The 25,671-nt window shown below is 68.8% G+C and carries 15 protein-coding genes and 2 pseudogenes; 7 read left to right on the forward strand and 10 right to left on the reverse strand.

What is annotated here, in order from left to right; all coding sequences use genetic code 11:
- Nucleotides 1-89: 89 nt before the first annotated feature.
- A pseudogene (locus BFF76_RS31205) lies at nt 90-626 on the forward strand (GNAT family N-acetyltransferase); the annotation flags it as partial.
- Nucleotides 627-679: 53 nt separating this feature from the next.
- Here BFF76_RS31205 and BFF76_RS10305 read toward each other — a convergent pair.
- A pseudogene (locus tag BFF76_RS10305) lies at nt 680-1,293 on the reverse strand (IS110 family transposase); the annotation flags it as partial.
- Between the two features lie 311 nt (nt 1,294-1,604).
- On the opposite strand from BFF76_RS10305, the gene BFF76_RS31210 reads away from it, so the two are divergent.
- Nucleotides 1,605-2,477: a transposase gene (locus tag BFF76_RS31210; protein ID WP_079122356.1), complete on the forward strand. Its 873-nt coding sequence runs from the start codon at nt 1,605-1,607 to the stop codon at nt 2,475-2,477.
- A gap of 103 nt (nt 2,478-2,580) precedes the next feature.
- Here BFF76_RS31210 and BFF76_RS10310 read toward each other — a convergent pair whose 3' ends face one another.
- Nucleotides 2,581-3,117: an SMI1/KNR4 family protein gene (locus tag BFF76_RS10310; RefSeq protein WP_031089618.1), complete on the reverse strand. Its 537-nt coding sequence runs from the start codon at nt 3,115-3,117 to the stop codon at nt 2,581-2,583.
- 22 nt (nt 3,118-3,139) lie between these two features.
- A complete protein-coding gene (locus BFF76_RS10315) occupies nt 3,140-7,858 on the reverse strand; it encodes a DUF6531 domain-containing protein (protein WP_065848052.1) in 4,719 nt (1,572 codons plus the stop codon).
- Between the two features lie 133 nt (nt 7,859-7,991).
- Between BFF76_RS10315 and BFF76_RS10320 the strand changes: the two genes are divergently transcribed.
- Nucleotides 7,992-8,552: a hypothetical protein gene (locus BFF76_RS10320; RefSeq protein WP_031089613.1), complete on the forward strand. Its 561-nt coding sequence runs from the start codon at nt 7,992-7,994 to the stop codon at nt 8,550-8,552.
- A gap of 50 nt (nt 8,553-8,602) precedes the next feature.
- Here BFF76_RS10320 and BFF76_RS10325 read toward each other — a convergent pair whose 3' ends face one another.
- From BFF76_RS10325 to BFF76_RS10340, 4 genes are all read right to left on the reverse strand, one after another.
- Entirely contained in the window at nt 8,603-9,631 is a 1,029-nt protein-coding gene (locus BFF76_RS10325) for a hypothetical protein (RefSeq protein ID WP_053931097.1), read from the reverse strand.
- Nucleotides 9,632-10,425: 794 nt separating this feature from the next.
- Entirely contained in the window at nt 10,426-13,143 is a 2,718-nt protein-coding gene (locus tag BFF76_RS10330) for an N-acetylmuramoyl-L-alanine amidase (RefSeq protein ID WP_065848053.1), read from the reverse strand.
- 220 nt (nt 13,144-13,363) lie between these two features.
- A complete protein-coding gene (locus BFF76_RS10335) occupies nt 13,364-14,080 on the reverse strand; it encodes a KAR9 family protein (protein WP_065848054.1) in 717 nt (238 codons plus the stop codon).
- 14 nt (nt 14,081-14,094) lie between these two features.
- Nucleotides 14,095-14,721: an RNA polymerase sigma factor gene (locus BFF76_RS10340; protein WP_065848055.1), complete on the reverse strand. Its 627-nt coding sequence runs from the start codon at nt 14,719-14,721 to the stop codon at nt 14,095-14,097.
- A gap of 293 nt (nt 14,722-15,014) precedes the next feature.
- Here BFF76_RS10340 and BFF76_RS10345 point away from each other — a divergent pair, with 293 nt between their 5' ends.
- From BFF76_RS10345 to BFF76_RS10360, 3 genes are all read left to right on the forward strand, one after another.
- Nucleotides 15,015-15,536 (forward strand): YcxB family protein, encoded by a 522-nt coding sequence (locus BFF76_RS10345; protein ID WP_065848056.1) that lies wholly within the window; start codon nt 15,015-15,017, stop codon nt 15,534-15,536.
- Nucleotides 15,537-16,141: 605 nt separating this feature from the next.
- Entirely contained in the window at nt 16,142-19,489 is a 3,348-nt protein-coding gene (locus BFF76_RS10350) for a hypothetical protein (protein ID WP_234316637.1), read from the forward strand.
- A gap of 578 nt (nt 19,490-20,067) precedes the next feature.
- Nucleotides 20,068-21,459, forward strand: coding sequence for an FAD-binding oxidoreductase (locus BFF76_RS10360; RefSeq protein ID WP_234316636.1), 1,392 nt, complete (start codon nt 20,068-20,070; stop codon nt 21,457-21,459).
- A gap of 32 nt (nt 21,460-21,491) precedes the next feature.
- Here BFF76_RS10360 and BFF76_RS10365 read toward each other — a convergent pair whose 3' ends face one another.
- Genes BFF76_RS10365 through BFF76_RS10375 form a run of 3 tightly spaced genes read right to left on the reverse strand, consistent with a single transcriptional unit; the run spans nt 21,492 to nt 24,004 of the window.
- Nucleotides 21,492-22,103: a TetR/AcrR family transcriptional regulator gene (locus BFF76_RS10365; protein ID WP_031089602.1), complete on the reverse strand. Its 612-nt coding sequence runs from the start codon at nt 22,101-22,103 to the stop codon at nt 21,492-21,494.
- Between the two features lie 60 nt (nt 22,104-22,163).
- Entirely contained in the window at nt 22,164-22,880 is a 717-nt protein-coding gene (locus BFF76_RS10370) for an ABC transporter ATP-binding protein (RefSeq protein WP_031089600.1), read from the reverse strand.
- On the reverse strand, nt 22,877-24,004 hold the full coding sequence (locus BFF76_RS10375; RefSeq protein ID WP_031089598.1) for an ABC transporter permease: 1,128 nt from the start codon (nt 24,002-24,004) through the stop codon (nt 22,877-22,879). Before BFF76_RS10375 ends, BFF76_RS10370 begins: the two co-directional genes overlap by 4 nt.
- A 1,115-nt stretch (nt 24,005-25,119) precedes the next feature.
- On the opposite strand from BFF76_RS10375, the gene BFF76_RS33650 reads away from it, so the two are divergent.
- The gene (locus BFF76_RS33650; protein ID WP_244167247.1) at nt 25,120-25,644 is read left to right on the forward strand and encodes a hypothetical protein; all 525 of its coding nucleotides are present in this window, start codon (nt 25,120-25,122) and stop codon (nt 25,642-25,644) included.
- Nucleotides 25,645-25,671: the final 27 nt, after the last annotated feature.

Raw genomic sequence — 25,671 nt, forward strand, 5'->3', positions numbered from 1 at the left:
GCCGTCACGCGCAGTCAGCCGTTCACGGGCGATGAGCCAGAGCCTGAGTTGCTAAAGCACGTTTGGGGGCGCGCGATAGGTTGCCCGCCATGACTGAACTCGGGCCCGTCACCTGGCCACCTGCCCCGATCACGACAGAGCGGCTCGTGCTCCGTGAGTCCGAGGCCCGGGACCGCGCGGCGTTCATCGAGTTGTTCGCCTCGCCGGAGGTGCGCACCTATCTCGGTGGCCCTCGACCCCGTGACGAGCTCGAACGCGCGGTGCCTGACCTGCCTGGGCGGCGCCCTGGCCTTTTCGTGGTCGAGCTCGACGGCGTGATGATCGGCATGACTACGCTCGATCGGCGCGACGCGGAGCGTCCGGGGCACGTACTTCCGGATGCCGGGGAGGCGGAGCTCGGCTACATGTTCCTGCCGGAGGCGTGGGGATGCGGGTATGCCGCCGAGGCGTGCGCGGCGGCGCTCGGCTGGTTCGCCGATGCGCTTCCCGGCGAGCCTGTGGTGCTCTGCACCCAGACTGCCAACGACCGCTCGATGCGCCTCGCGGCGAAGCTGGGGTTCACCGAGGTGCAACGGTTCGAGGAGTGGGGTGTCGAACAGTGGTTCGGTGTGTGGCCCCTGGTCACACCGCGCTTGAGCCCGTGCTGGAGAGGGGCGGTGTGCCAGCTGTCTTGGGGTCGCAGCAGTGTGACCAGTCGACGGCGGCCGGCCTTCCTGAGCTGGGCGGGAGAGCCGAAGCGTTCGAGCAGGGCCAGGACTGCGGGTGGTCTAGCCGCGGGCCCAGGACCTTCTCCAGCGAGGGGTGGATCTGTGTGAGCAGGCCGCGGAGCCGATTCTTGGTCCGGGTGGACTCGGTGGCGAGGTCGTCGTCGAAGCCCGCGATCATCTCCAGTTCAGCGACTGTCTCGTCGGCGGCCTCGACGGCCCGCAGGGTGTGCGGCATGGTGCGGGCGGCGTCGGCGATGATGAACGCGTCGCGGGCATCGGTCTTCGCCTCTCCTGGGTAGAGGTCTGCGATGCGGCGCATCGTCAGGCCCGGCAGGTAGGCGACGTGACAGCCTAACGCGCGGGCCACGGCCAGCGGCAGCGCGCCCATGGAGGCGGGCTGGTCGACGACCACCAGCACGGTGCCGTGCTTGGCCTGCAGCTTCGCGAACACCTCGCGCAGTTTCGGCTCGGTGTTGGGCAGGCGCTTGTCCAGGACTGTCTTGCCCGCGAGGGTGAGCGCGGTGGCGTGGTGTTCGCCTTTACCCACGTCCAGGCCGAGGTAGACGTCGATGCCGTCGTTGGTCACGTCCCAGCTCCAGTGCTCGAACTTCTCCCCGGCCCTACCTGCGGCATCAGCGTGCCGGCATCCACGTTACGAAGAGACTGCCTCACCCAAGCTCGGGATCAGCGCTCGTGCCCCTAATCAGCGGTCTGCCAATGCCTCCGCGCCCGGTGACACCACTTTTTCGATCATGATCGACAAGGGGGCTCAGTCATGCCGGGCCCGAAGGCCGGGAGCCCCGTTGCAGGGCCACGAAAACAGTAACGGGGGGGCCGACACGGGTCCGCCGCCGGTCGACCGGGGGAAAACGGGCAGCAAACACCACCTGATCTGCGATGGACGCGGCACCCCCGCTCAAAGTCATCACGACTGCGGCCAACGTCAACGACGTCACCAAGACCCTCGCCCTGGTCGACGACATCCCGCCGGTCGCGGGCCACCCCGGCCGGCCCCGCCGCAGGCCCGAAGCCCTGCTCGGCGACAAGGACTACGAGGCCAACGCCCACCGCGACGAGTTGCGTCGCCGACAAATCCTGCCCGTCATCTCCCGCAAGGGATCACCGAACATTCAGGGCATGGGCAAGCTCCGCTACGTCGTCGAGCAGACTTTCGCCCTGCTCCACCACTTCAAACGCCTCGCGGTCCGCTGGGAACGCCGCACCGAACTCCACGACGCCTTCGTCTCCCTGGCCTGCAGTCTCATCTGCTGGCGACGGCTTCGGAAGCACAAAACGACTGACCGGTGTCAGGGCAGGCCAGGGCCCCAGCGGGCTACTTCAGAACGTTGGTACTCTCCGAACCTACAGCGAGGAGGGGAGATGATCGTGGGAACTGAGCCGTCGAGTCCTCCGAGCCGCTGGTTCAGGGGAACTGGCCTTGGTGTCCTCTTCGGTGGACTGACCGCAGTGGTGTCCACTGCTGCCATTGGGAATGTATGGGCTGTTTGTGACATCGGCAACGGCGTAACCAATGGCACGACTTTGCTGTTTCTTGTCCCTCTCATATGGATCGCCGCTGCGGTTTCGTGTGTGATCCTGCACAGCACCCTCGGAAGACGTCATCGCGGGACAGCCCTTACTGCAGGGCTCATCTTCACCCTGTGGTTCACCTGGTTCCTTGTCACATGGCTCGGCATGCCGGACTCCTACCCCGCCCCGTTGTGCCCGGGCAACGTCCCACCCTGGTGGCCGAGCTTCATCCCGGCATGACTCCGGCGTAGCCCGTGAATGACCTCCGCAGCGGCAGCCCACTCAATAGCGCCCCAAACCAGCCGTGGCACGTCAAGGCAGCAACTGTCATCCCGGGCAGGAGTCACATGTCCTGGGCCGGGCGAAATTCGTGTACCGGCAGAGGGAACCGGTCCCAGAACACATGTGACCGGATCTCTCCCCGGAGCACGAGGGTAAGGAAGCGTGTCACGGTCATGTCGTACCGCTCCCACTCCTCTCCGGACTCACTATTCAGCAGGATGGGGCGGGAATCGGGGACATCGGCATCCTGGACGAGCCAGTAGAGGTATTCACCGTTGTCGGTGGTTGCCCAGCAGATCAGACGGTTGGCCGCGGGCTCCATCTCGACCGGCTTGTCCTCGAACTTCCAGAGGGCTTCATTGGCGTGTTCGCGCTCGCCACTGATCTTGATCAGATCGTAGACGTCATTGCTGCACCCGGGTTCCAGCAGGAGGAAGTAGTCATCGATCAGACCGGCGCCGAATGCCTCGATGAGGTTGCGGTAGTCGGTCGGCAGGACAGCTTGCAGTGCGGCCTCGGTCGCGTCCCAGTCCGGGACAGCCTGCTGCGTCTGAGGCCTGGGCAGGAGCTCGGCGAGCTGATTCAGTTCTGGACTCATTGACTGTCACTCCTTGCACTGGTCATCGCTTGCGGTTCCAGATGGTAAGGGCGTTGGTTCCGCCTTCGGTACTTCCGTGGGGATGCATCTGAAACCCATTGTCACCGTGGGCCTCGATCGTCACGCCGAGAGGAATCTTGGCATTGTTGTCCGCGTAGATGGGCGTGACGCTGTACTGGATGGTCTCGCCGTCGTCACGGACGGCGTTGCGTACTTGCAGTTCGACCTGCCGCATGATCGGCGAGTTGGCATAGCTGTGCATGGTCACGAAGTTGCGCGAGTCCTTGTTGGATCCGCCGATCATCGCGGCGAGGAGGTGCGCTCGGTTGTATCCCATACCGGACTGCCAGCCGGCTGGGTCCACCTGCGCCTTGGTCTTTCCCCCGAGCATGTCTCCGCTGATGGTGGCGTGCATGCTGGTGGCACGACCGTGCGGCCCCGGCGCGCCGTAGCGGACCCGTCCACCCCAGGTGACATCGTTCTCGTCACAGGGTTTGAGACCGAGGGGGTCGGTCAAGGCGTGCGGATTGTCGACGTAGGCGGCGGGGTTGGGCGCCGGAACCAACCCGAGTGGGTCGAGTGTGGCGTATCGGGCGGTCTCGGAATCGTAATGACGGAAGTAGTTGTAGTTGAGTTCCGTCTCGAGGTCGTGGTACTGGCCGGAGAACCGCAAGGGTGTGTAGGCGGTCGCGTCACGGTTCCAGGAAGTTGCACCCCAGAGACTGGCTCGGGCGCGCCACGTGATGTGCCCGGCCTCGTCAACCAACTCCGTGGGGGTGCCGATCTGGTCGGTGACGATCACGAAGAAACGTCGGTCGATGACCTCCTGGGGGGCGTCAGCGAGGTGCTTGGTCTCTGTTTGCGTCAGGGGGGTGAGGCCGTCGTGGTCCCAGGTGAGAGTGACAAGTTCCGGTGCACCTGCGACGCGCGTGGTCTGCTCGCACAGGGTGACACCGTCCCAGGTGAAGTCGGTTCGTTCGAGGACTGTCATGCCGTCGTCAGCCATGCGGAGCTTCGCTGTCCGGCGTCCGAGAGGGTCGTAGAGATAGCACCAGCGGGTCCCGTCGGGGGCGGTGACGGCGGTCAGCTTGTCTTCTGCGTCCCATTCGTAGCGCCAGGTGTCCGGATTCCGGGACAGGCGCGTCTTCTGACGTACGGTGATGCGCCCGCGGGCATCGTGTTCGTAGCGGACGTTGCCCGCACGGGTGATACGGGTGCCGACGTAGTCGCGTGGACCGGTCGCATCATGGCCCGGAAAGCCTCTCGCCCAGGACGCTGAGGTCTGGTTCCCCATGGCGTCGTAGGCGTAGCTTTCGCTCCGCTTCCCCGCATGGACGGCGGTGACGCGGCCGGCCGCGTCGAGATCGAAGCGTCGGGTTCCGGCGAGTTGGTCCTCGACTCCCGTCAGATGCCCGTCGGCGCGGTAAATGAAGGATCGATGCTGAAGGGGGTCACGGCCGACGCCATCTGTCACGAACTGTGCGGTCAAGCGGCCGGAGGTGTCGTAGATGTGGGACAGCGAGACGAAGTCGTCGACATCCCTGGTGAGCTCTCGCCCCGAGGCGTCGTAATCGAAGGCGACAGTGTGACCGGACACTGCCATGCTTGCCGGGCGGTGCCCTTCGTCATGTGCCCAAGTGGTCACGGCACCGGAAGACGTGGTGCGGCTGGTGCGCCGGCCGGCGAGGTCGTAGGCGAGACTCAGCGCGGCACCGTCCGTGTGTTGGGTCAGCAGACGTCCGGCCGCGTCGTAGGAGAACCCCAGCGAGCTGGACGGGGAGGTGGCGGTGGTCAGGCGAGACGCCTCGTCGTAGCGGTACTCGGTTCGTGCACCATCTACTGTCTTGCAACTGAGACGGCCTGCTACGTCGAACTCGTAGGCGACAGTCTCGCCTGCGGCGGTACGCGCGGCGGGTTGCCCGGCGGCGTCGTAGGTGTAGGCAGTGGTACGGCCGTCGAAGTCGGTCTCGGCGGCGAGCCGGCCTGCGCTGTCGTAGGCGTAGTGCCAGGTCTGCCCCAGCGCGTTGGTTACGTGGGTGAGACGCTCCTCGGTGTCATGACGGTAGCGGTGTGAGGAACCGTCCGGCGAGGTTCGGGCTCGGAGTAGACCGAAGGCTCCGTAGCTGAGGCAGGTAGCGCCGCCAAGCGGGTCGGTGTAACTGGTGCAGTTGCCCTCCCCGTCCCACGTCCATGTCTCGGCCGTGCCGTCTGGAGCCGTACGGCGCTCAAGGTGCCCTTCGCCGTTCCGGGCCAGGGTGGTCGTGTCTCCCAGCGCGTTGGTGCGCCGCACAAGGCGGCCGAACATGTCGTAACGGCCCTGCATCCGTGCGCCGCGCGGGTCGATGACCGCAGTCGGCATGCCTGCCGCGTCACACTCGATGGTGGTGATGAAGCCGAGAGGATCGGTGGCGGTGGCGACGGCGCCGGTGGAGTGGTAAGTGAAGTGGTGCACCGCACCGTCGGCTGTGGTGAGACGGGTGCGGTTACCGCAGCCGTCGAACTCCTGAAGCGTTTGTGTCCCGTCGGGGTTCGTGAGCTCTACCGGCAGGTGCGAGTCGTTGTAGGCGATGCGGGTACAGGCCCCGTCGGGTGTGGTGAAGGCGACCAGGTCACCCGAGTCGTTCCAGTCCCAGCGTGTGGTACGGCTCAGAGGGTCGGTGCGGGTCAGCAGGTGGTCGTGACGATCCCAGGTCTGGGTGGTGATGTGGCCCAGGGGATCGGTGATCGCAATGATCTGTCCGTGGCGGTCGGAACGGTAGACAGTGGTATGGCCGAGGGAGTCCGTGTAGGAGACGGTCCTGGTGCCGCTCTCGTCCGGGACTCCGTATGTGATGCGGGAATTGAGGATGCCGTCGGTGCCCCTGGTCTCTACGACGCGTCCGGATGCGTCGTAGATGTACACGAACTCGGTATCGGTGCTGTCCCGCCAGCCGGTGATGCGCTGCGCGATGTCGTATGTCAGATGCAAGGGGGCATTGACAGCGTTACGGACCTCGACAAGGGCGGCCGAGTCGTCGTATCGGAAACTTCGTATCCGGACGGGTCCGTCGTCGGCGAGCACGTGCAGAGCGCGCACGCGGCCGAGCTCGGGGTCGGATTCGACCTGGACTCGGTAGCCGCCACTGTGGATGACCTCGGCAGCGGTGCCGGCCTCGCTTCGTTCGATGGTGAGGGTGTTGCCGTTGCGGTCTTCGATCTCGGTCAGCCACCACACTCCGGAGCGCAGCGGGGCAGTTTCGAAGTGCCGGATCAGCCCCGTGCAGGGGTCCTGCACAGTCAGGGCATAGGCCCCGTCACGAGACATGTAGGTCAGCGGCAGAAGCATGCCTTCGGCCGGCTGGACCCGGTCGCCGACTATGTCAGGCAGGCGCGGATAGACGAGGACAGAGCCGTCCTCCCGGTACCACGACACCCCGCCCGACTGCGCGTCCTCCTCCAGGCGTTCGTCGATGGTGGAGGCCCACGAGGAACCGAAGGAAGCTCCGGCTTCGTAGCCCGACAGATGGGTGCGGCGCAGCGTCAGCGGGAGGGAGCCGGGCAGGCGCACATCGGTCTGGGCGAGGATCATCTGTCCGCTGGCCATGTCGACCGGATCGCCGCAGGTCTCTTTGACGTCCAACGGCCGAGCCCGCTTGGACAGCTGTGCCGAGTTGATTCTGAGGTTGTCCCGCCCCTCAGTCCGCTTCGGAGGGGATCGACGGTCTCGTCCGGCACCGTCCCGGTCCGATCGCCGGTCCCCCGGCTCGGAGTCCTTGCCGGCGTTGACTCGATGCACCTGATCACGAATATCGTGATCGGTGTCCTTGTGGATCTTGGAGCTCTGGGTGATGCGGTCGGGTACCGTCTTGCCCACGTGGTCGCCGAGGTCACCGAGCGCCTTGCCGAGCTTCTCCACCACCCCCTCGATCGTGGTGTCGAGTACAGCGGTCAAAGAGTCCTTCCCCTTGGCCCGGCCATGGTGCCCCTTGGCCTTGCCGAGCTTGCCGCCCGTCTTCTCGCGCATGGTGATCTGCACACCAGCCAGGTGCATCCCCGCCTTGTTGTGAGCGTCGTGGTCGATCACGGGGCCGCCCCCGGGACCTGGGCCTCCGGGCCCGCCCGCAGAGTTGATCTGCAGCGCGTCCTTGCCTGCCTGTGCCGCCTGGCCGGTGTTGTAGCCGTCCTGCACACCCGCGACGTTCAGCGCCGTCTGGACCGCCAGGTCCGCCACTATGTTCTCGATCGCGGCGACTGCCGGCTCGGTGAGCGTCGCGACGATCTCACTGACGGCCGCCTCGGCCATCTCCTTCAGGATCCGCTTGAAGGCGATACGGGTCGCCGCGATCTTCGCCCCTGCCAGGAGCGCCGACAGACCGGCCGTCACCGGGGCGAAGGCCAGGGTGATTCCCACCGTCGCGCACAGGTCAGCCAGTTCGGCAACAGCGGCTATCTTCCGGGCCACAATGATGTCCGCAACCCGGTCCAGCGCGCCCGCGACGAGCCGTGCAGCCTTCGCCAGGTCCTTGTGCTTGCCCTGCACCTTCGACCAGTGCGCGTCCAGAGCAGTCAGCGACTCGCTCTGCCCGGTCGCGAGCAGCTTCTGAATGTGCTGGTAGGCGGCGTACGCGTCGTCGTCCGCGTCGTCCCCGAACTCCCGCAACGCGTCCGCCATATCGCGGTACGCGTCCTCGTCCACGTTCGGCCAGCCCACACCGACCACATCGAGCATCGTGTCGACGCCCTCAGGAATCGTGTACCCCACGATGCAACCCCCCGGTTAACGGATCATCAGCTCGTCCCACCATACGATTGGCTGCCATGTCCCTGCGCGACCGGAGAGACGGACAGAATTGCCCGCCGATGCACCCACCAGCTCTCCGGGAAAGGCCGGCCCCATGTCCGTCACCCAAACGTCCTGGGAAAGCGCGGTGCGCCACCTGTTCGAGGACGCGTACCCGTACGACGCCACGGGCCCATGCCGCCACGAGGACTGGGTCCTCGACGTCCTCGCGCTGATGGCGCGGGTAACGGACCCACGCGGCTGGGCCGGTCTCGACGACGCGGCCCAGAACCCGGAGCGCGAGGCGTCCCCCATGTATCCCTTCGTCGCCCACCCGCCCGAGTACGTCGCGCGGCGCCTCCAGGAGATCGACCGGAACAGTGCCGAGAAGTTGCTCCTGGCCCTCACGGACGATGGGTGCACCCACTCCCACCTGGGGCGCTTCGCGGAGAGCCGGGAGGAGCTAAGGATGATGGCACAGACGATCCTCGCGCGTTTCGGGGACTGCGCCAGCTATCAGACCAACGTCAACAGGCCTGGCCACGTGTGCGGCTCACTCGATTTCACGACGTCGGACTGGGCCTACAGCCCGCTCAGCGTCTACACGGAGGACTACGGCCTCATCGTCGTCACGGGCACCGAGGTGGGCATTTTCTGGAATTTCGCCGATTACTGATCCGCCTGCCCTCTGTCGCAGCGACTTGAGGACTCCGGCCACGGTACCGCTCAGGGAGTGCGCATCAGGTTGCGGAGGCTTGCGACGAGGGCCGGCACGTCGCGTTCGGCCTCGTCCCGGATTGCGCCTTCGGGCGACACCGGGGGCTGGTGCGAGGTGCGGCAGTGGCTGCAGAGACCGTCCGGGAGCGCCTCGGCCGGGCCGGGGCGTCCGCATTCGGTGCACTCGACCATGAGACCGCGGACGGGAGTGCCGGGCAGGCCCTGGATCGGTGAGGGTGCGGCGGGGAGGCAGGGCGGCATCTTGTCGGTGAGGCGGCGGCGTACCAGGCCGACGGGTGATCCGACCTGCTCGGGAAGCCCGGCGGAGAGCGCCGAGGTCAGGTAGGCGGCGCTCACACCGCGCGTGAACCAGGCGGCGGCGAGTGGCTCCAGCGCGCCACAGTCGGCGGCGGAGAGTGCCAGGCGGGGTTCGCGGCGGCCCAGCTCGGCGAGGGCGCGGTAGGCGGGGGAAGGCGCCTCGGCGGGGTGTGGGGTGTCTGTGCCCGGCTCGCCTTCCGGTGCCGGAGACGACTGCGGCGGGTTCGGAGAGGGCAGGACGGTGATGCCCGCCTGTGCGGTGCGCTGTCGGGGGACGACCGGCTGGGCGGAGGGTGCGGGTGCCTGCTCCGGGGCGGCGGCTCCCTCTGCGAGCCTGGCCGTCCACCACTCGTTGTCGTGGGCGGCGCGCGACCAGTAGGTGAGCGTCACCCACCGGCACTGGCCGTCCCCTTCGACCCGGCAGCGCACACGGCGCAGATGTCCGGCCACGGCAAGGGCGCGCAGCGCGGTGCCGATGGCCATCTGCCCGTACAGGGGCAGGTCCTTGGCCAGCGACTTGATGTCCATGGCGGCACCGTCGGGCAGGTGGTCGACATACCCGGCGACATACCGTTCGCGCTCCGGCAGGAGGGCGAAGTCGGCGCGATGCGCTTGGTGTTGGCCGGGGACGGACTGCTTGCCGTAGCCGGTGCCGGCCTTGCGGTAGGGGCGCGAGGCTGCGGGGGCGGGCAGCGCGGAGTTAGGGTGCTGGATAGCCACGAGATCGGTCTTTCTAAGTGTTCGATCTTGGGTCAGACCCCGGCCGGTGCGCCTAACACCGTGTCGGGGTCGTCTCGTTGTGGGCACCGTAAGCAGTCGCGACTCTCCGCTGCAACTCGATCACGATTAGTCATACTTGCGGCCCGTGGCGGGGTGGGGAGGGAGGGGAGGTTTCCCCAAAATCCCTTACCTACCTCCCGGATGAACGACACGGCTCGAATCCCGGAGCCCGAAGCTCGGCCCTCGGGACTCGAAGCTCAAGCGTCGGCCCGGGACCCCTCACCGGTCCCCCGAACGAGTGAATGAGGGTTCCACGACGCTCGAACCCCGAGATTCGAGACCCGAGCGCCGGAAGGACGACCGCACCACCACGACGGCGTCGCGGTGAACTCGACGACGCCTGACCGTCCTCATCCAGGGCCTGAGCCGCGGCCTGCCGACGCTTCGAGGCACGCCATTCACGGCCCGGCTTCGGGGATCTTCGCCTCGTCCGCGGCCGGGCGGTCCTCGTCCTGGATGACTTCACCGGTGATGACCTGGCCCCCGACCGGCTTTGCGAGTTCCAGGCCGGAGAGGGGCGTCTTGAGCCTCCGAGCAATGACGGGCCAGGGCCGTCCGGAGGTACTCCTCCCTGTCGACTCGAGCTCGACCGTGACCTCGGTCAGCGAGTTCGGCGTGTACTACGAGGCGGAGGTCTGGCGGTCGCGGCCGGCCAGCCGGTAGACGAACGTGCGCGACATGGGTGAGGGGGTGGCCGAGCGCAGCGCGCTCGGCCACCCCCTCCGCCCCAGGTGTCAGGGCGTCAAGCTGTGGCCCAGGCGGCCGCCGCTCTCCGTTCCGAGGACAGTACGGCTGAGGTAGAAGCTCGCTCCGACGCTGATGCCGGCGCTGCCGCTGGGCATGTGCAGCAGGACGCCGTTACCGGTGTCCTCGCCGTCCACGCCGACGGTCAGGTCCGCACGGCCCCAGCCCGACAGGTCGGTGAGGCTGACGGAGGAACCGAACCGGTCTCCGGACTCGGTGGATCCGGCGAGCTGAGCGGTGTCCTGCGAGTAGGCCACCGAGCCGCTGCCTGAGAGCCCGGACGCCGTCGACGCGAAGAGCACTGCCGATCCGGCGTCATTGCGTGCGACGCCGTCCCGGGTGAGGTCCTCGCCCGGCGCTCCGGCCACGACATCCGCGTAACCGTCGAGGTTGTAGTCCCCGATGGAGACCGCGGTGCCCATGCCGTCTCCCGACTCGGCTCCGCCCGGGACGCCGGTGGAGTCCTGGTGGAGGCGGGTGACGCCGGAGAATCCGGTGGCGGCACCATAGACGGCCATGATGGAGCCGCCGGGGACGGTGGTGCCGGCCTCCTTGCTGTCGGGCTGGCCGACGACGATGTCCGCGTAGCCGTCACCGTTGAGGTCGCCGGACGCGATACTGCGGCCACCCTTCACCGAGAGGTTCCCGACCTTGGTGAGGCCGGTCTTGGCGCCCTTGAACCAGGTGATGCGGGCCGTGCCGCCGGTGTCGCGCCAGTTGAGGGCGATGTCGCCGTAGCCGTCGCGGTTGAAGTCACCGGCCGCCGCATCGGTGTAGGCGATGGCTCCGGTCGCCGTGCTCAGAGTGCCGGCGGTGGTGGCGCCGCCGGTCAGGCGGACGTTCCAGCTTCCGCCCTTGCCCACTCCGGCGCTGAAGACGTCCGCTTGACCATCGGCGTTGAAGTCGCCGACGGCCAGGGCCGAACCGAGCTTGGCTCCCGCCCTGGTGACCGCACCGGTGGTGTAGGACGTGCCCGTGGAGAGGCCGGGGCCGTAAAGCAGGGTCACCGATCCGCGGTCGGCGGCACCGCTGGTGTCGTCCTCGCCGGGGGCACCGACCACGAGGTCGGCGTGACCGTCGGCGTTGAGGTCGCCGTACGCGGTGGTCGTACCGAAACCGTCGCCGGACTCCGAGGAGCCGGGGACGCCGGCACTGTTCTGGTTGACGCTCTTCTTCGAGGTGCCCACCGGGCCGTCGGAGGCGCCCGGTACGACGGTGACCGAGCCGGCGCCGGAAAGGGCCCGGGGCGTACCGGTGACCAGATCGGTCACACCGTTGCGGTCGAGGTCGGTGGTGCTGAGGGCGTGCGAGATGCCGGGGGTCGCGGCCAGCTTCCGGATGAGCGGCAGCTGGGAGTAGAGGTTCCTGCCCGGGCAGGCGGTGTTGTTGGTGTCGCGGTGTCCGAAGACGGCCGGCAGGGTCACCTGCGTGCCCTTGGCGATCTTGTTCCCGTCGACGCCCGCGTCCCCGGCCGAGGTCAGCGTGACCTGGGCCGCGGGGCTGACCCCGTACTGGCCGAGCCGCCAGGCCGCGATCCGCGCGATGGCCTCGAGGGCGAGCCTGGTGGGCTTGGCGCTCTCGAAGTTACCGAGGTAGGAGACACCGATGGTGTTCGTGTTGAAGCCGTAGTCGTGCGCTCCGCGGACCGGGAGGTCGGTGCCGCCGCTGCGGCCCTCGAAGATGCGCCCACAGCGGTCGACGAGGAAGTTGTAGCCGATGTCGAACCAGCCCTTGGCGAGATGCCCCTGCTGGATGGTGCGGATGCGCTCGGCCGAGTCCGTGCAGGACTTGGAGTTGTCCAGGTCCACGCCCGTGTGGTGGACGACGATAGCGTCGACCTTCTCGGCGTACTCGGGGGTGCCGTTGTACGTGGTCGACGCGCCCCACTGCGCCTGGGAGAGCACCGGCGGCGCGACCACGGTGGACGGCGGGGCCGTGGGAACGGTGGGCGTGGGCTCGGGACTCGGGGTCGGCGAGGTCGTTTCCGTGGCCGGTGCGGTCGTTTCCGGCACCGGCAGGGTCGGCGACGGGTCGGTGGGCGCTGCGGTGCCGCTCGGCGAGGAGTCGTCCGAGGACGAAGGCGTCGCCGCGGGGTCGGTCGTTTCGGACCCGGAGCCGCTGGGGGCCGGGGTGACGGTCTCGGCGGCGTACGCCGCAGGCTCCGTGACCAGGTGGCGGTTGCGCTCGGGGTCGGTGCCGGGGTCGATCAGCTTCACGCTGATGCCCGCGGGCAGGTCCTTGACCGTTCCGTCCTCGGCCGTCACCCGTACCTCGACGGCGTCGGAGCCGCCCGTCCACAGCACCTCGGTGCCGCCCAGCACGCCCGGGCGCCGCGCCTCCGCGCCGTCGGCCGCCTGCTCGACGGCCAGCGGGGTCCACTCCGACCACTGCCCGGTCTCGACACTGCGCGCACGGGCCTGTGCCGTGCCGTCCAGCACTGCCTTCGGATCGCGCCACGTCAGCATCAGACCGCTGAAACGTTCGGTGTTCTGCCGGTCGGTCGCCTTGCGGGTGGCGGACCGGTCAGTGACCTTGAGACTGCGTACCGACGGTTCCCGTACCTCAGCGCGATTGCCGGGCGCCTCTCCCGGAACGGCCACGGCATAGGTCACCACGCCCGCCCCGCCGACAACCAACGTGGCGACCGTCAGCCAGGCTCTTCGCTTCAGGCTCAGGGGCGTGTATGCGTGTGTTCTGCGGGTGCTCAAGTGGGCTACCTCTCACGAAGTTCGCTACCGGCCCACCGTTCGCGCAAGGGCCGTCACATACCCAGCGCACGCCCTGCCTCAAACGTCACACCGCCCCTGAATATCTCGTCAGCGGAGTAACGCTGTGCCAGGTGGATCACGCCCGGCCATCAGAGTTCAGCACGTAGTGCGTGAGCGGCCGCGGCCTGCCCTGCCCCTCCTTGCCGCGCTACCGGGCGGCTCAGGACTGCCCGTTCCCACCGTTGGCGTGCTCCGCGCTACGGCCCTTCGACGGGGAAGCCACCGGGCGCTCCCTCGACCGGTCGGGGGCCGATCTGGTCGTCTTCGCGGGCCTGGGAGGATCCAGCGTCGCGCAGTAGGCGTCCACAGCACCCTCTCCTCCTGCGGCGTCCGCCAGTTTCCGGAAGGCGGCACCCTGGTGCCGGTGGTCCTCCTTGCTCCACACACGGCACAGCGCCACGTGCTGGACGGGCAGAGCATCGTGGGCCGTCCCGGACGCCGAGGATGTGGGAGACGGGAGGCTCCGGCCGGTCGGTTCGGACGTCCCACCGGTAGCTGTCCCGGCGGGGGCTGTCCCGGCGGGGGCGCGAGGAGCGTCCACGACCGGAGAGGGCTCCGGCCTCCGTTCCGGGGTGTCGGCGTCGTCGAACGGCCCCGGGAGGATCCCGGTGCCGGCCGCCAGCGCCACACCACCGAGCGTCATGCTCGCGAGAGCGGCACCGAGCGCCACCTTCAGCGGAACTCGGGCGGAGGACCGGACGCGGACCGGACGCCAGTCGTCGCGCCTGCGGGGACGCTGCGAGCCGACGGCTTCGGGGGCGCTGAACGCCTCCCGGAACGCCGTGCGCGCCCGCTCGGCTCCCTCGGGCTCGGCACCGCCGCGGACGGCCTCTGCGAGCCTCTCGATCTCAGGCGTGACGAATGCCGCGTCAGTCACTTGCGCCTTGCGCCTCATGCCTCATCCTTCAACGTGCCCTGCGCCGCACCTACCGCGTTCTTCCCCCTGCTTGCGGAAGTCAGCTGCTCGGCCAGCCGTTTCAGCCCTCGATGGGCAGCCGTCCGCACAGCGCCCGGACGCTTGCCCAGCACTCGTGCCGCGGCGGGTCCGTCCAGCCCCACCACCACCCGCAGCAACACAGCCTCCGCCTGGTCCGGCGGCAGCCCGGATATCTGCGCGACCGCCCACTTCGTCGACACCGATTCCAGCACAGCCTCAACCGTGTCCGCCGAGCCGGGCAGGTCCAGGACACTCTCCTCGATCAGCGACGTGCGGGGTCTTCGCTTCTGCTTCCGCAGGTGATCCAGCGCCCGGTGCCGTGCGATGGTCGCCGTCCAGCCGCGGAATCCCGTGCCGTCGCCCCGGAATCTCCTCAGGTCCCGGGCGATCTCCAGCCAGGTATCCGAGGCGACATCATCCGCGTCGGCCCCCACCAGGCCACGCAGATATCCGAGGAGCCCTGGATGGACGAGTCGGTACGCCGTCTCGAAAGCACCCTCGTCCCCCTGCTGAGCAAGCGATACAGCCTTCCCGAGCTCCAAGTCGGCCTGCACACGCTGCTGATCCCCGCCCCTGACCACACATGCCTCTTCGGTCGTCCAACCTTCTTCCCCCCTCCATCTGCGCCACGACACACGGAAATGTCACACAGGAATGTCACAGCGAGCGGACCCTCGCTTCGCCGCTCCCCTGCACATGCGAGATCGCCTTCTCATGACGCCTTCACCGGCACACGGCCGTGCAGTTGGAAGTTGCGCGGACCACGCCGGCCCGACAGCCACCGAGCAAGCGAATCACGCGTGCGCGCAGCGGGCGTCCGCTGAGTCGATCACCTACCGGTACAGTCCCCGCTGTTCGGATCCGGGGAGGACGCATGGCCGTTGACGTGCCGGTGCAGCTGACGTACGTGGTGACATGGCGGGAGATATCTGACGGATTGAAGATGCAGGCGCGACACAGTCCGGTCGGGCGGTGGTGTTATCGCATCCTGTTGGGACTCGTCGCCCTGCTCGCTCTGGTGAGCGCGACCAACCTGCTGCTCAGGGGCTTTGATTTCGTTGGCCTGGCGGCGTGGAAGCTCGTTCTGATCGTCTTCTGCTTCATGGTGGTCGCCCGCTGGCTGATGGCTCTGGCCCTGCTCGCCTACGCCCGGCATCTGGGTGAACATCGCGTGACGGTCGATGAGGACGGGATCAGCGTCGTTTCCGACCGGCACACGCTTCAGATCGACTGGAAGTTCTACGGGCGCAGCGTCGAGGGCCGGCGAGTGTTCGTGCTCCTCACCCCGGACGTGTGGGGCACCGGAGTGCTGCTCCTCCCGAAGCGGGGTCTGGCAGATCCGCAGGACTCGGAGCGACTGCGGTCGCTGATCACCAGGCACCTCGCAGACGCGTGAGCGCGGGGCTCGGCTCTCGGCTCCCGAGACCCCGGGCGGGACTCCGGAGCCCCGGCTTCGCCTTTCCCCTGTCGTCCGTCGAGACGGTCCTGGCCCACTGACAAAGCCACACGGTGCGCAGGACGTCGTCGTCGCTCCCGAATCGGCGACAGGACAACTGGTCGTCGGGAAGGGCCCGTTGGACGGCTGTCCGCAGACGTCGCGTGATCCCGGTCTCCACCGTCGGCCGGCTCGGCGTAGCAGCGCTCTCGTCGCCGGTTGCGCGGACAGACCGTTGGTGTCACCCGCGAGATGCTCCCCGCCGGCATGCGGTCCATGGCCCCTCGTGGAGAACCGCCGGCCGGCCATCCCCTGTCCGGGCGACCGGACGCCGCGGTCGGCGTACCGGGCCGCTGGGCCGATGAGGTGGTTGCCGGGGCGCATGCGCGCAAAGCCGTCCCGCCGCGGAATCAGGTAAGGGCGGGCGAAGGCGACTGCGTGATGTCCGGAGGAGGATGTGTGTGAGCGGGGACACGGGTGCTTCCGGCGATCGGAGCCGGTTGCGTGCAGGAGGGACGGGGTCATGGCTGAGGCGGTCGTCGCAGCGGCTCCGTCGACGGATCGGCGTGCGCCGCAAGCCTGAGGGTGCGACACGCGACCCCCGCATCTGGCGGGTCCGCAAGACGGGCTGGTACGTGCCCGCACTCGTTCTCACGCTTCTCGGCGCGGTTGTCCTGGTCCTCCTGGCCCTGCTGGCCGTCGTCACCCTGGCGAAGTCGCCGCACGACGGCTTCTGGTCGCTGATCCACCAGGCGGAGAAGCGGTGCAGTAACCACTCGCTCTCGTGCGGAATCCTCCAGACGATTCTCATGCCGCTGCTCACCCTCTCCCTCGCGACCGTCGCCTACCTCTTCTTCCGGTTCAGCCGCGTCCGCAGGACGTATCAGAGGAAGGCCAGGCAGACACCGCACGCACTGGTGGAGACCGCGGGCAGTATCTTCGGCACGGTAGTGGGCCGTGATCAGCTGTCCACCGTCCTCATGGAGGACCTCCGGGACTGCCGGACCCGGCGCACCCACGTCGTCGTCGGCGGGGTGGGAACGGGCAAGACGGCTCTGATCGTGCTGCTGACGGCGACCCTCGCCCGGCAGAAGGCGGTCCCCGTACCGCTGCGCCTGCGCAACGCGGACAAGGATCTGGATTTCCGGCAGCTCGCCTTCGCCCGGTTCTCCCAGGAGGTGCAGGGAAACCTCCGCTCCGACGCCGAAGCGGAGAAGGTGTGGCGGCGCCTGGGCAAGCAGGGACGGATCGTCGTGCTGGCGGACGGCCTGGAGGAGGCCCTGACGGGCGAAGGCCTGATGGAGGAGCGCGACACCATCATCGGGCTTGCCATCCGACGGGCCAACGAACAGGGACTGCCTCTGATCATCACCTCACGCCCGCACGACTCGCTCAGGGGGATGGAGGTCTCCCTCTCCGATCTGGAGCCGCTGAGTGAGGAGGCCGCGCTCGCGTACATCTCCTCCGGCGAAGACTGGGAGGACCGCCAACGGCTCGACTGGATCGTCGAGATGGCCGGTATCACCGAGGCGCCGACGTATCTGCAGATCGCCGCCGAACTCCACAGGGCGGGGCTGCTGGAACGGGCCATGACCGGACACTCCGACGAGGAGACCGTGGAGACACGGGGCGGGGACCGGGCGGCACTGCGCTTCCACCTGCTCGACACCTATATCGGCGCACTCGTCAGTGGGCGCTTCTATCCCGGGTTGCCGCTCAGTCAGGAGGAGCGGCGGGCGACCGTCGACCACCTCTCCGCCCTGGCCTGTGTCGGGCTGGCGGCGGACTCCGCCGAAGTGCGGTTCGCCGACCTCGTCGACGAGCAGGACCCGGCGCGGCCGCGCTATCCGGAGCTCGTACGCGAACTGGCCCGGCGGGTCGAGGGAAGCCGGCTCGACATCCGTCTGGCTGCCTACTGGGGGTCCCGCCTGGGGCTGGTGGAGATCGGCGGTGACCGCGTCCGCTTCCAGCACAGTGTGGTCCAGGCGCATCTCGGGGCTCGCTTCATGAACGCCGTGATCCACCCGGGCATCCCCTCGAAGCCCGCGGAGGGCGTCTATTTCCCGGCCGCTCTGCGACGCCCCGGGAGGGAGCTGCTCATCGCCATGGTGCTCTACTCCCGAACACCCCGCGGATCATGCCTCCACGCGGACCACGCCGGCGACGAGGGCATCTGGTGCCCTGTCGCCGCCGCGCGCGATCTGCTGCTCAACGCCGCCAGCCGGGCGGAGAACACGCGAGGGAGCCGGTCGCGGACACCTGGTGCGCCACGGTACGACGGTCACCTCCTCCTGGGCCGCAGCCTGCACACCAAGGCCCTGGACCTGTATGCGGCCGCCATGGAGATCGACAGCGTGGAGCAGGAACCGAAGCAGCATCTGATCGCGATGCAGCTGTGCACGTCCTGGCCGGACCTGCGCGCACGGGATCCGCTGGCCATGCGCGCGGCGAAGACGCAACTGGTGTCGCGTTTCGGGGACGCGATGCGTGGCGTGGCCCGCAGACAGACCCTGAGGCCCGCCTACCTCGAACTCTTCGAGATCGCTCGCCTGGAACCCTCCTACCCCGTCCGGCTGGCGATCGCACAGGAGATCGGGGCGGGCGGCGACACCGCGTTCGAGGAGCTGCATCCCCGCCTGCGTGTGCCTAGGGCCCTGCAGGGTGACCGGCTGATGGAGCGTGAGCCCGACTGGCGGGAACAGCTGTGGAGTGATCAGCAGCCTGAGGAGATCGGCGAGCGGGAAGGCACGCAGCACCACCACGCGGAGGGCGGGGTCGGCCGGCTGCAGAGGGAGCACGATGAGCGGGAGCAGCATCGCCGCGACGAGTGCAACCGGGAGAGACGGGAACGGGAGAGCGCGGAACAGGACTGGCGGGACAACGTTCTCTGCGCCTGGCTGCTTCCCCTCCTCGTCGGCTCGGTCACCACCCAGCGCCACCAGGACACTCCGTACGCGTTCCTGGAAGGGTGGGTTCGCCGGGTCGGCCCCCAGGAGCAGCCCGACGTACCGCCTCTGGACCTGGCACTGGAAGTGGCCCTGGCCCAGGGATTCAAATACGCGGCCAACCGCAGACGCCGCCATCCGCACGCCCGCCCGGAGGCCAGGGAGTACCTCAGCGAGCAAGCCTGGTACATGCTTCGGCGCACCCGGTTCTGGTTCTCCCGCCTCACGTTGCTGCACGCGCTGACCCTGTGGGCGCTGACCGACGACGTCCGCGCGGTCCACCCCCGGCGCGGCCCCGGCTCGGACCCGGCGGAGCAGGTACGTCAGTGGCTGGTCCTTCCCGCCGGTGAGCGGGAGCACCCCTTCGTGGTGGCGGCTGCGAAGCTGTCGGTGCGGGCCATGGAGACGCAGCGGCCCGAGCGGTTCCTGTGGATCGACGAGTCCGGGGTCGCCGCCCACGTCGGCTCGCAGACGGCAGCGCGGGGAGAGTCGCGTAAGCACAATCTGTGGGTTCCGCCCTCGACCGGCTGGAGCGCCCTGCATCCGCATGCTCAACAGCTCCTGGGCGACGTGCTCCTGCTGCTCAATCTCGCCGAGCGGGGGGACTGGCCCAAGGACCGGATCCGTCGCCTCCAGCACACCGACCGGCCCGATCTGCCTCCCTGCCTCACCCGGGACCGCAGCCCTCTGGACCCCAGCCGCACCGTGGTGCGGATGGCGGCTTCCCAGGCCGGCTCGAACTGCCGGGACGACTGCGCCTTCGGGCTGTGCCCCTATCCGCCGAAGGGGGTCGACGGGCACCGGGTGGAGCTGAGCGAGGCCTTCTGCAGAGCGCAGTCCGCACTGCTGTCGCCTTCGCTGTCCAGGTACTTCCGTAAGGCCGCCTGGCAGAGACGGACCGGGATCACCGGACTGCGCGCCTTCTGGGAGGAGATGGGGCGGCGGGCACAGAGCGACTCACGCCACTGACACGGCTGCCCCCTGCGCTGTTCTCCGCCTGCCGGGCGCTACACCCGGCTGACGTCCGATCCGGGGGTACACGCCGTCCACGCGTGGCGCGCGGTTTCGGCAGTTGCGCGGAACTCGGTTGGTGGTCTCATGGATAGAGGAGGGAGTGGGGGGACGGAGTGCCATTCCCACGCGTGCGGCGTCGTCGCACGGTCGAGGAGGTACCGGAGATGCAGTCGCAGAAGGAACTCTCGAGAACGCAGCAGGAAGCTCTGGAAGACGCGGGAAAGAAACTTGACCAGGCGTTTACAGAGAGCCGGGCGGACCTGCTGGCTGCCGGTATGAGATTCGACGGAGAAGAGGCGAGCAGCCGTTGCCTCCGGTGCGATTGCCGGGCCTACACATTCGACACCGCACTCCGGTGCGAATGCGGCCATCGCATGGGCGTGCACGACGTCTGGTGAGGCGGCCCCGCCCGGATGACGGTCCGACGTAACGCGGACACAGGGGCGACGTGCGGCGCATGACCCAGGAGTCGCGCCCCAGCGTTCATTCGTCCGCACCACCCCGTCCTCGATCTCCCCGAGGAGATGGTGAGCATGGCGCGGGAATCCCTCTTCCACGCCTCTCGGGCCGCGCAACCAGCCACTGGTTCAGGCAGCGAACAGGTGGATTGGGAGGGTCTGCGCCGAGCGTTGCGCGGACCGCTGTTGCGTCCGGGGAATCCTGGATTCGAAGATGCCCGGAAGCTGTTCAACCCGCTCAATGACGACCGGATACCTGCCGCGGTCGCGCAGTGCGAGTCGGCGTCGGACGTCAGCGAGGCGGTACTGGCGGCCGCGAACCGGGTTCCGCTGGCCGCTCGCAGCGGTGGACACTCCTACCCCGGTTACTCGGCGCCGCGTGACGGACTCGTCGTGGACCTGCGCCGCATGTCGGCGGTGGCCGTCCAGGCGGACGGGACCGCGACCGTCGGCGCCGGTGCGGCGCTGCGGGACGTCTACGGCGCACTCGGACAGGCCAACCGCTGCCTGCCCGCCGGGTCCTGCTTCACCGTCGGCGTGGCCGGGGTGACCCTGGGCGGCGGAATCGGCGTACTCCAGCGCCGGTTCGGGCTCACCGCCGACCACCTCGTGGCCGCCGAGGTCGTCACGGCGGACGGGCGGAGGCTCACGGCCTCCGCCGCACGCACCCCGGACCTGTTCTGGGCACTGCGTGGGGGCGGCGGCGGCAACTTCGGGATCGTCACGCAGTTCACCTTCGCGACCGATCCGGCTCCGGCTCCGACCGTGTTCGTGGTGGGCTTCCCGGCGGGAAAGGTGACCGAGGTGCTGAGCGCATGGCAGCAGTGGATCTCGGCCGCGCCCCGGGAGCTGTGGGCGAACCTGAACATCTCTGGCGGCGATCCGCCGGGCTGCCGGGTTGCCGGCTGCTTCGTCGGACCGAGCAGCGCCTGCCACCCCCTGCTGGACGACCTGGTCTCGCGGAGCGGTGTCCTGCCCAGTCGCAGGACGGTGCAGGACCGCGACTTCTTCGGCGCCATGCGCTTCTTCGCGGGCCGTCCCGACCGGGAGTCGTTCGTCGCCTCCTCGCGCGTGCTGAACACGCCCGTCACCGGCCCCGCCGCCGTGACGGCCTTGCTCACCGGGCGCACGGGCATGGCGCTCATCCTCGATCCCCTCGGGGGTGCGGTGGCCGATGTCGGCGTCCAGCAGACCGCGTTCCCTCACCGGAACGCCTTCGCCACCGCGCAGGTCTACGCCTCTGCGACTGCGGCGTCCGAAGCCGAGGCGAGGCGGAGCGTTGCCGCGGTGGTGGACGGGCTGGCGGCCCAGGGTGTGGGTGGCGGGTACATCAACTACATCGACCCGGCCCTCCCCGACTGGCAGGAGTCCTACTACGGGCCGAATCTGGGGCGGCTGCGCTCCATCGCACACGACTACGACCCGGACAAGGTGTTCGACTTCGCGCAGGGACTCACCCGGGTGTGACATGCATTGTTGGCGCAGAACCCTGAGGCACCCTACGTACCTTCCTCCGGCTCATGGAGCACACGGTCGGCCGGAGTAAGACAGCGGCGCACCAGTACGAGAGTGCGCTCCGTGACCGTATCGAGCGGGGCACCGCGGTCGACGGCGGCAAGGGCCGTGTGCAGCATTCCGGCGATCAGGTCCGCCGTGAGCGCGGGGTCGGGAGCACCGATCTGCCGGACAGCCGCACGGAACGGCTCGACCTGTTCCAGATGGAGTTCCATCAGCCGTTCCTGACAGGCGGGAGGGAGACCGGCGCTCATGAGGGCGGCGGCGGGCCGGTGTGCGCCTTCGGCGCCGAGGCGGAGGCTTTCCCTGAAGAACGCCTCGACGCGTTCCACCGGGCCCTTCGCGGCAGCCATGGCGTTGGTGAGTGCCTGGTTGGAGCGCCGGAAGGCTTCCTCGGTGATGGTGGCCAGCAGGGCCGCCGAAGAGTCGAAGTACTGGTACACGCTGGAGCGGGCCAGGCCCGCACGGGCGCCGACCGCCGCGGGTGTGACGGCGGTGGCGCCCTCGCTCACCAGGATGTCGATCGCTGCCCCGATCAGCGCCTCGCGCTGCTGGGCGCGGTGTTCGGCGACGGTGGAGGCGTTGATCTTCGGCATGCGGGACAAACTCCTGGGTGGCGACGGGGCCGGGAGTGAGGCGCCGGCCTGCGACCCCGGTCAGGTCAGGCGGCCGTCGACCATCTCGTACACCCGGTCGGCAGCATCCATTATCGCCGTGTCATGGGTGACCATGACCGTGGCTGTGCCGCGCTCATGGGTCTGCTCGGCGATCAGCTGTACCGCCTCGGCCGAACGTACCCGGTCCAGCGCGGAGGTGGGTTCGTCCACCAGCAGGACGGCGGGGGACGTCATGAGTGCGCGGGCCAGACCTGCGCGCTGGCGTTCGCCACCGGAAAGCTGGTGTGGGCGGGACCCGGCGCGGTGCGAGAGCCCGACCGCATCGATGAGCTCGTCGGCCCGGGTCCGGGCTGCGGCGTCGAGGCGGCCGTCGATGTGCAGGGGAAGCAGGAGCTGTTCCCGGACGGTCAGGGAGGCCAGCAGATTCGACTGCTGGAACACGAAGCCGATATGGCGACGTCGGGCCGCGGTGCGCTCCTTGTCCGACAGAGCGGTCAGCTCGGCGCCGGCAATGTGGACCGTGCCCGAGGTGGGCTTCAGAAGGCCGCCGGCCACGGCGAGGAGGCTGGATTTGCCGGAGCCCGAGGGGCCGACGACGGCGACGAACTCTCCAGCGGCGACGGTCAGGCCGACGTCGTCGAGGGCGGTGACGGCGGTGTCGCCGTCTCCCAGGGTCAGGGTGATGTCGAGCAGTCGCAGACCACCGGAGCCTGCGGCGTCCGAGGCGACCCGGTGGTCGGTGGCTGGCGTGGTCATCGGGTGGCTCCCAGAGCGGTCAGGGGGTCGACGGCGGTGATGCGGCGGACGGCGACGATGGCGCCCACGGTTCCGAGCCCGATGAGGAGACCGGAGGAGGTGGCGATGGCGGGGGCGGAGAGGGAGAACGGGGCCTTGCCGATCATTGCGCTCCCCAGGGCCAGGCCGGCGGCGGTGCCGACAGCCGTCGCGCCGACGAGCACGGCGACGACCTGAGCCAGTGCGTCGCGCAGGATGTATCCGGTGGGAGCGCCGAGCGCCTTCAGCAGGGCGATCTCGGCCTTTCGCTGCACGGTCCAGACCGTGAAGAAGGCACCGACGACGAGGGCGGAGATGGCATACAGGAAGCCCTTGATCAGGGCCATGGTGCTCGACTCGGCCGCGTAGCCCGGGGACGCGTCGAAGGTGGCCTGCTTTGCGTCGGCGCGGGTGGCGGTCGCCTTCTCCACGGCGGCGACGTCGGCACCCGGCTCCAGAGTCAGGGCGACGGCCGTGGCCTGCTGGCGTGCGGCCTCGGGCAGGTCGCCCGGCAGGCCGTAGTGCAGGTGACGCCAGGTGTCGAGGTCGGTGTAGGAGACGCCGATGTGGCCGTAGGAGATGGTCTCGTCGACCAGGCCGACGACCTCCAGCCGCACTTCGCTCCTGTCCGCGGTCAGGATGTCGCCGATCTCCACGCCCAGGTCGGCGATCTCCCGGGTGATGACGATCCCCGCGCCGCTCTCCCTCAGACTCTCACCCCTGGCGGGGTCGGGGGCCAGGGGGGAATCGGGCGCCATGCCGAAGACGGCGAGGTTGACCTGCTCGCCCTTCTCGGCGCCCTGGGTCACCTGGGCGTTGGCCAGGGTGTTCCCGAAGGGCTCCGCCCGCTCCACGCCCGGGGCCTTGGACCACTCCTGCCAGTCCTCCTGCTCCACGGTCGAACGGGAGAACTGCTCGCTGGTCGCCTTCTCGTCGAAAGCCATGTGGGTCATGGGCAGCGCGCGCAGACCGGATATACCGGCATCCGCCAGGCCGGAAGCGAGTCCGGACAGGAGTACGCCGAGTACGGCGATGAGCGCGACCACCGCACCCATCAGGGCGAAGCGACCGCGGGCGAAGCGCAGATCGCGTAGGGCAAGGAACACGGAATCTCCGAGCGATGAGGGTGATGGGAGCACGACGACTGGCCGCACGGCCCTTTACTCAAACTTGACGACGTGCGTGTCGGCATCCTATCGAATGTTACCGACGCGACTGTCGGCACATCGCGCGTGGCGGTTCCGCCGACCGGTCGGCGGGTCACGAGGTTGGTGATCGAGCCGTCGATCACGGCTTCGGAGCGGGCCGAGGGTTTCGTGGTCCCGGCCCAAGGGGCGGTGGGTCATCAGCCGGCCGAAGGCTCGGTCGACGATCGTCCGTGTCGAGGCCGCCCCGGCGGGCGCGGGTCGCCCCCGGCTCTCCGCCGGGGCGGCTCCCTGCCCCGCTCGGCTTCGCCGCTCAGCCTTGTCCCTGGGCCGGAATCCGGCGGTCTGCCCACGTGCCCCGGCAACGCGCCGCCCATGACAGGCAGGTCCCCGACGAGATCCTGCACACCGGCCCGGCCGGTCAGCACGGTCCCGACCGCCCGCCATTCATCGCAAGGCCGCAGAACACCCCGACAGAGATCCCGGCGCCGCAGACGTCATTGCCGAGAGTTGCCTCGAACCCTGCTTCGAGCACGCCATTCTCAAAAGGTTCCGCGCCAACGCGGCGCATGCGCAATGGAATCCCATCAGTTCTCACCCTCCGAAGAAGCGCGTTCGGGACGGGGTGCCAGGGGCGGGCACCCCGGGCGCAGCGGGCCAAAGAACACCGCTACTCATTTTCCGGACGCTCGAACTTTCTTTCGGGCGCACCCATCACGCAATCGGGTGCGGATCGGAGCGCCGCCGATGAATCCAGGCGGGCCCTACACGCATCGATGACGCGGCGTCAACAGGGCGGACGATCAGGACTATTCACCGAGCGCGACCCGAAGTCCCCCAGTTCACCGCAATATCACGGCCCGCGATGGGCGAATTGTCCGTGCGGTTTCATTCAGTGCGCGGCGTGAGGTATAACCAGCCGGATTTAGCCCTCATTCGCTCCTGAACGGACCCACCGTGGGAAGACACCCGGAACTCGGATCGTCGGCCCGTCCCTTCGAATGCGGGGCTCCGCGTGCGACCGGTCGAGCAATTCCCGCCCTGGCCGCCTCTCGATCGGAGACATCTCCCGTCCCATGAACACCGACACCCTGAACACCGAAACCGCTGAGGACCCCTCCGGGACGCAACCGGCGGAACTCCGATCCAGGAGCGTCGGAACCGGCCGCCGCGCCCTCATCGGCGCGGCCGCCGCCCTCCTGCTCGCCGGGGGCGTGGTCACCTACGGCATCCTCGCCTCCCCCGACGGGCCGGAACCCGGGCAGCCGGTGCCGACCGCCGCCGTCAGCTACGAGGTCCGCGGTTCGGGCACGGTGCAGATCGAATTCATCGCACAGGGCAAGCAGCCCAAGAGCCTCACCCTGTCCGGCTCCGACCTGCCCTGGCGCAAGGACGTCAAGGTCGCTCTCGGCAGCGAGCCCACCGTCCGGATCGTGCTCGACGGCAAGGGCGGCGACGCCCAGTGCGCCGTCTCCGTCCGTGGCAAGCACGTCCAGCGGTCCACCGCTGTCGGCCCGTACGGGCGGGCGACCTGCAGCGCCCCGCTCGCCGCCGCGCAGGACACCTCCGGCCCCACCTCCGAGAACGGCGAGACCCCGTGAACCCCACCCGCAGCACCCTCGCGGCCA

The organism is Streptomyces mutomycini (assembly GCF_001700505.1).
Lineage (GTDB): Bacteria > Actinomycetota > Actinomycetes > Streptomycetales > Streptomycetaceae > Streptomyces > Streptomyces mutomycini.

What these genes read in the sequence shown, in the direction of transcription:
- BFF76_RS31210 (WP_079122356.1), top strand. Translation starts at nt 1,605, where the DNA reads ATGGACGCGGCACCCCCGCTCAAAGTCATCACGACTGCGGCCAACGTC.
- BFF76_RS10310 (WP_031089618.1), bottom strand. Translation starts at nt 3,117, where the DNA reads ATGAGTCCAGAACTGAATCAGCTCGCCGAGCTCCTGCCCAGGCCTCAG.
- BFF76_RS10320 (WP_031089613.1), top strand. Translation starts at nt 7,992, where the DNA reads ATGTCCGTCACCCAAACGTCCTGGGAAAGCGCGGTGCGCCACCTGTTC.
- BFF76_RS10345 (WP_065848056.1), top strand. Translation starts at nt 15,015, where the DNA reads ATGGCCGTTGACGTGCCGGTGCAGCTGACGTACGTGGTGACATGGCGG.
- BFF76_RS10360 (WP_234316636.1), top strand. Translation starts at nt 20,068, where the DNA reads ATGGCGCGGGAATCCCTCTTCCACGCCTCTCGGGCCGCGCAACCAGCC.
- BFF76_RS10365 (WP_031089602.1), bottom strand. Translation starts at nt 22,103, where the DNA reads ATGCCGAAGATCAACGCCTCCACCGTCGCCGAACACCGCGCCCAGCAG.
- BFF76_RS10370 (WP_031089600.1), bottom strand. Translation starts at nt 22,880, where the DNA reads ATGACCACGCCAGCCACCGACCACCGGGTCGCCTCGGACGCCGCAGGC.
- BFF76_RS33650 (WP_244167247.1), top strand. Translation starts at nt 25,120, where the DNA reads ATGAACACCGACACCCTGAACACCGAAACCGCTGAGGACCCCTCCGGG.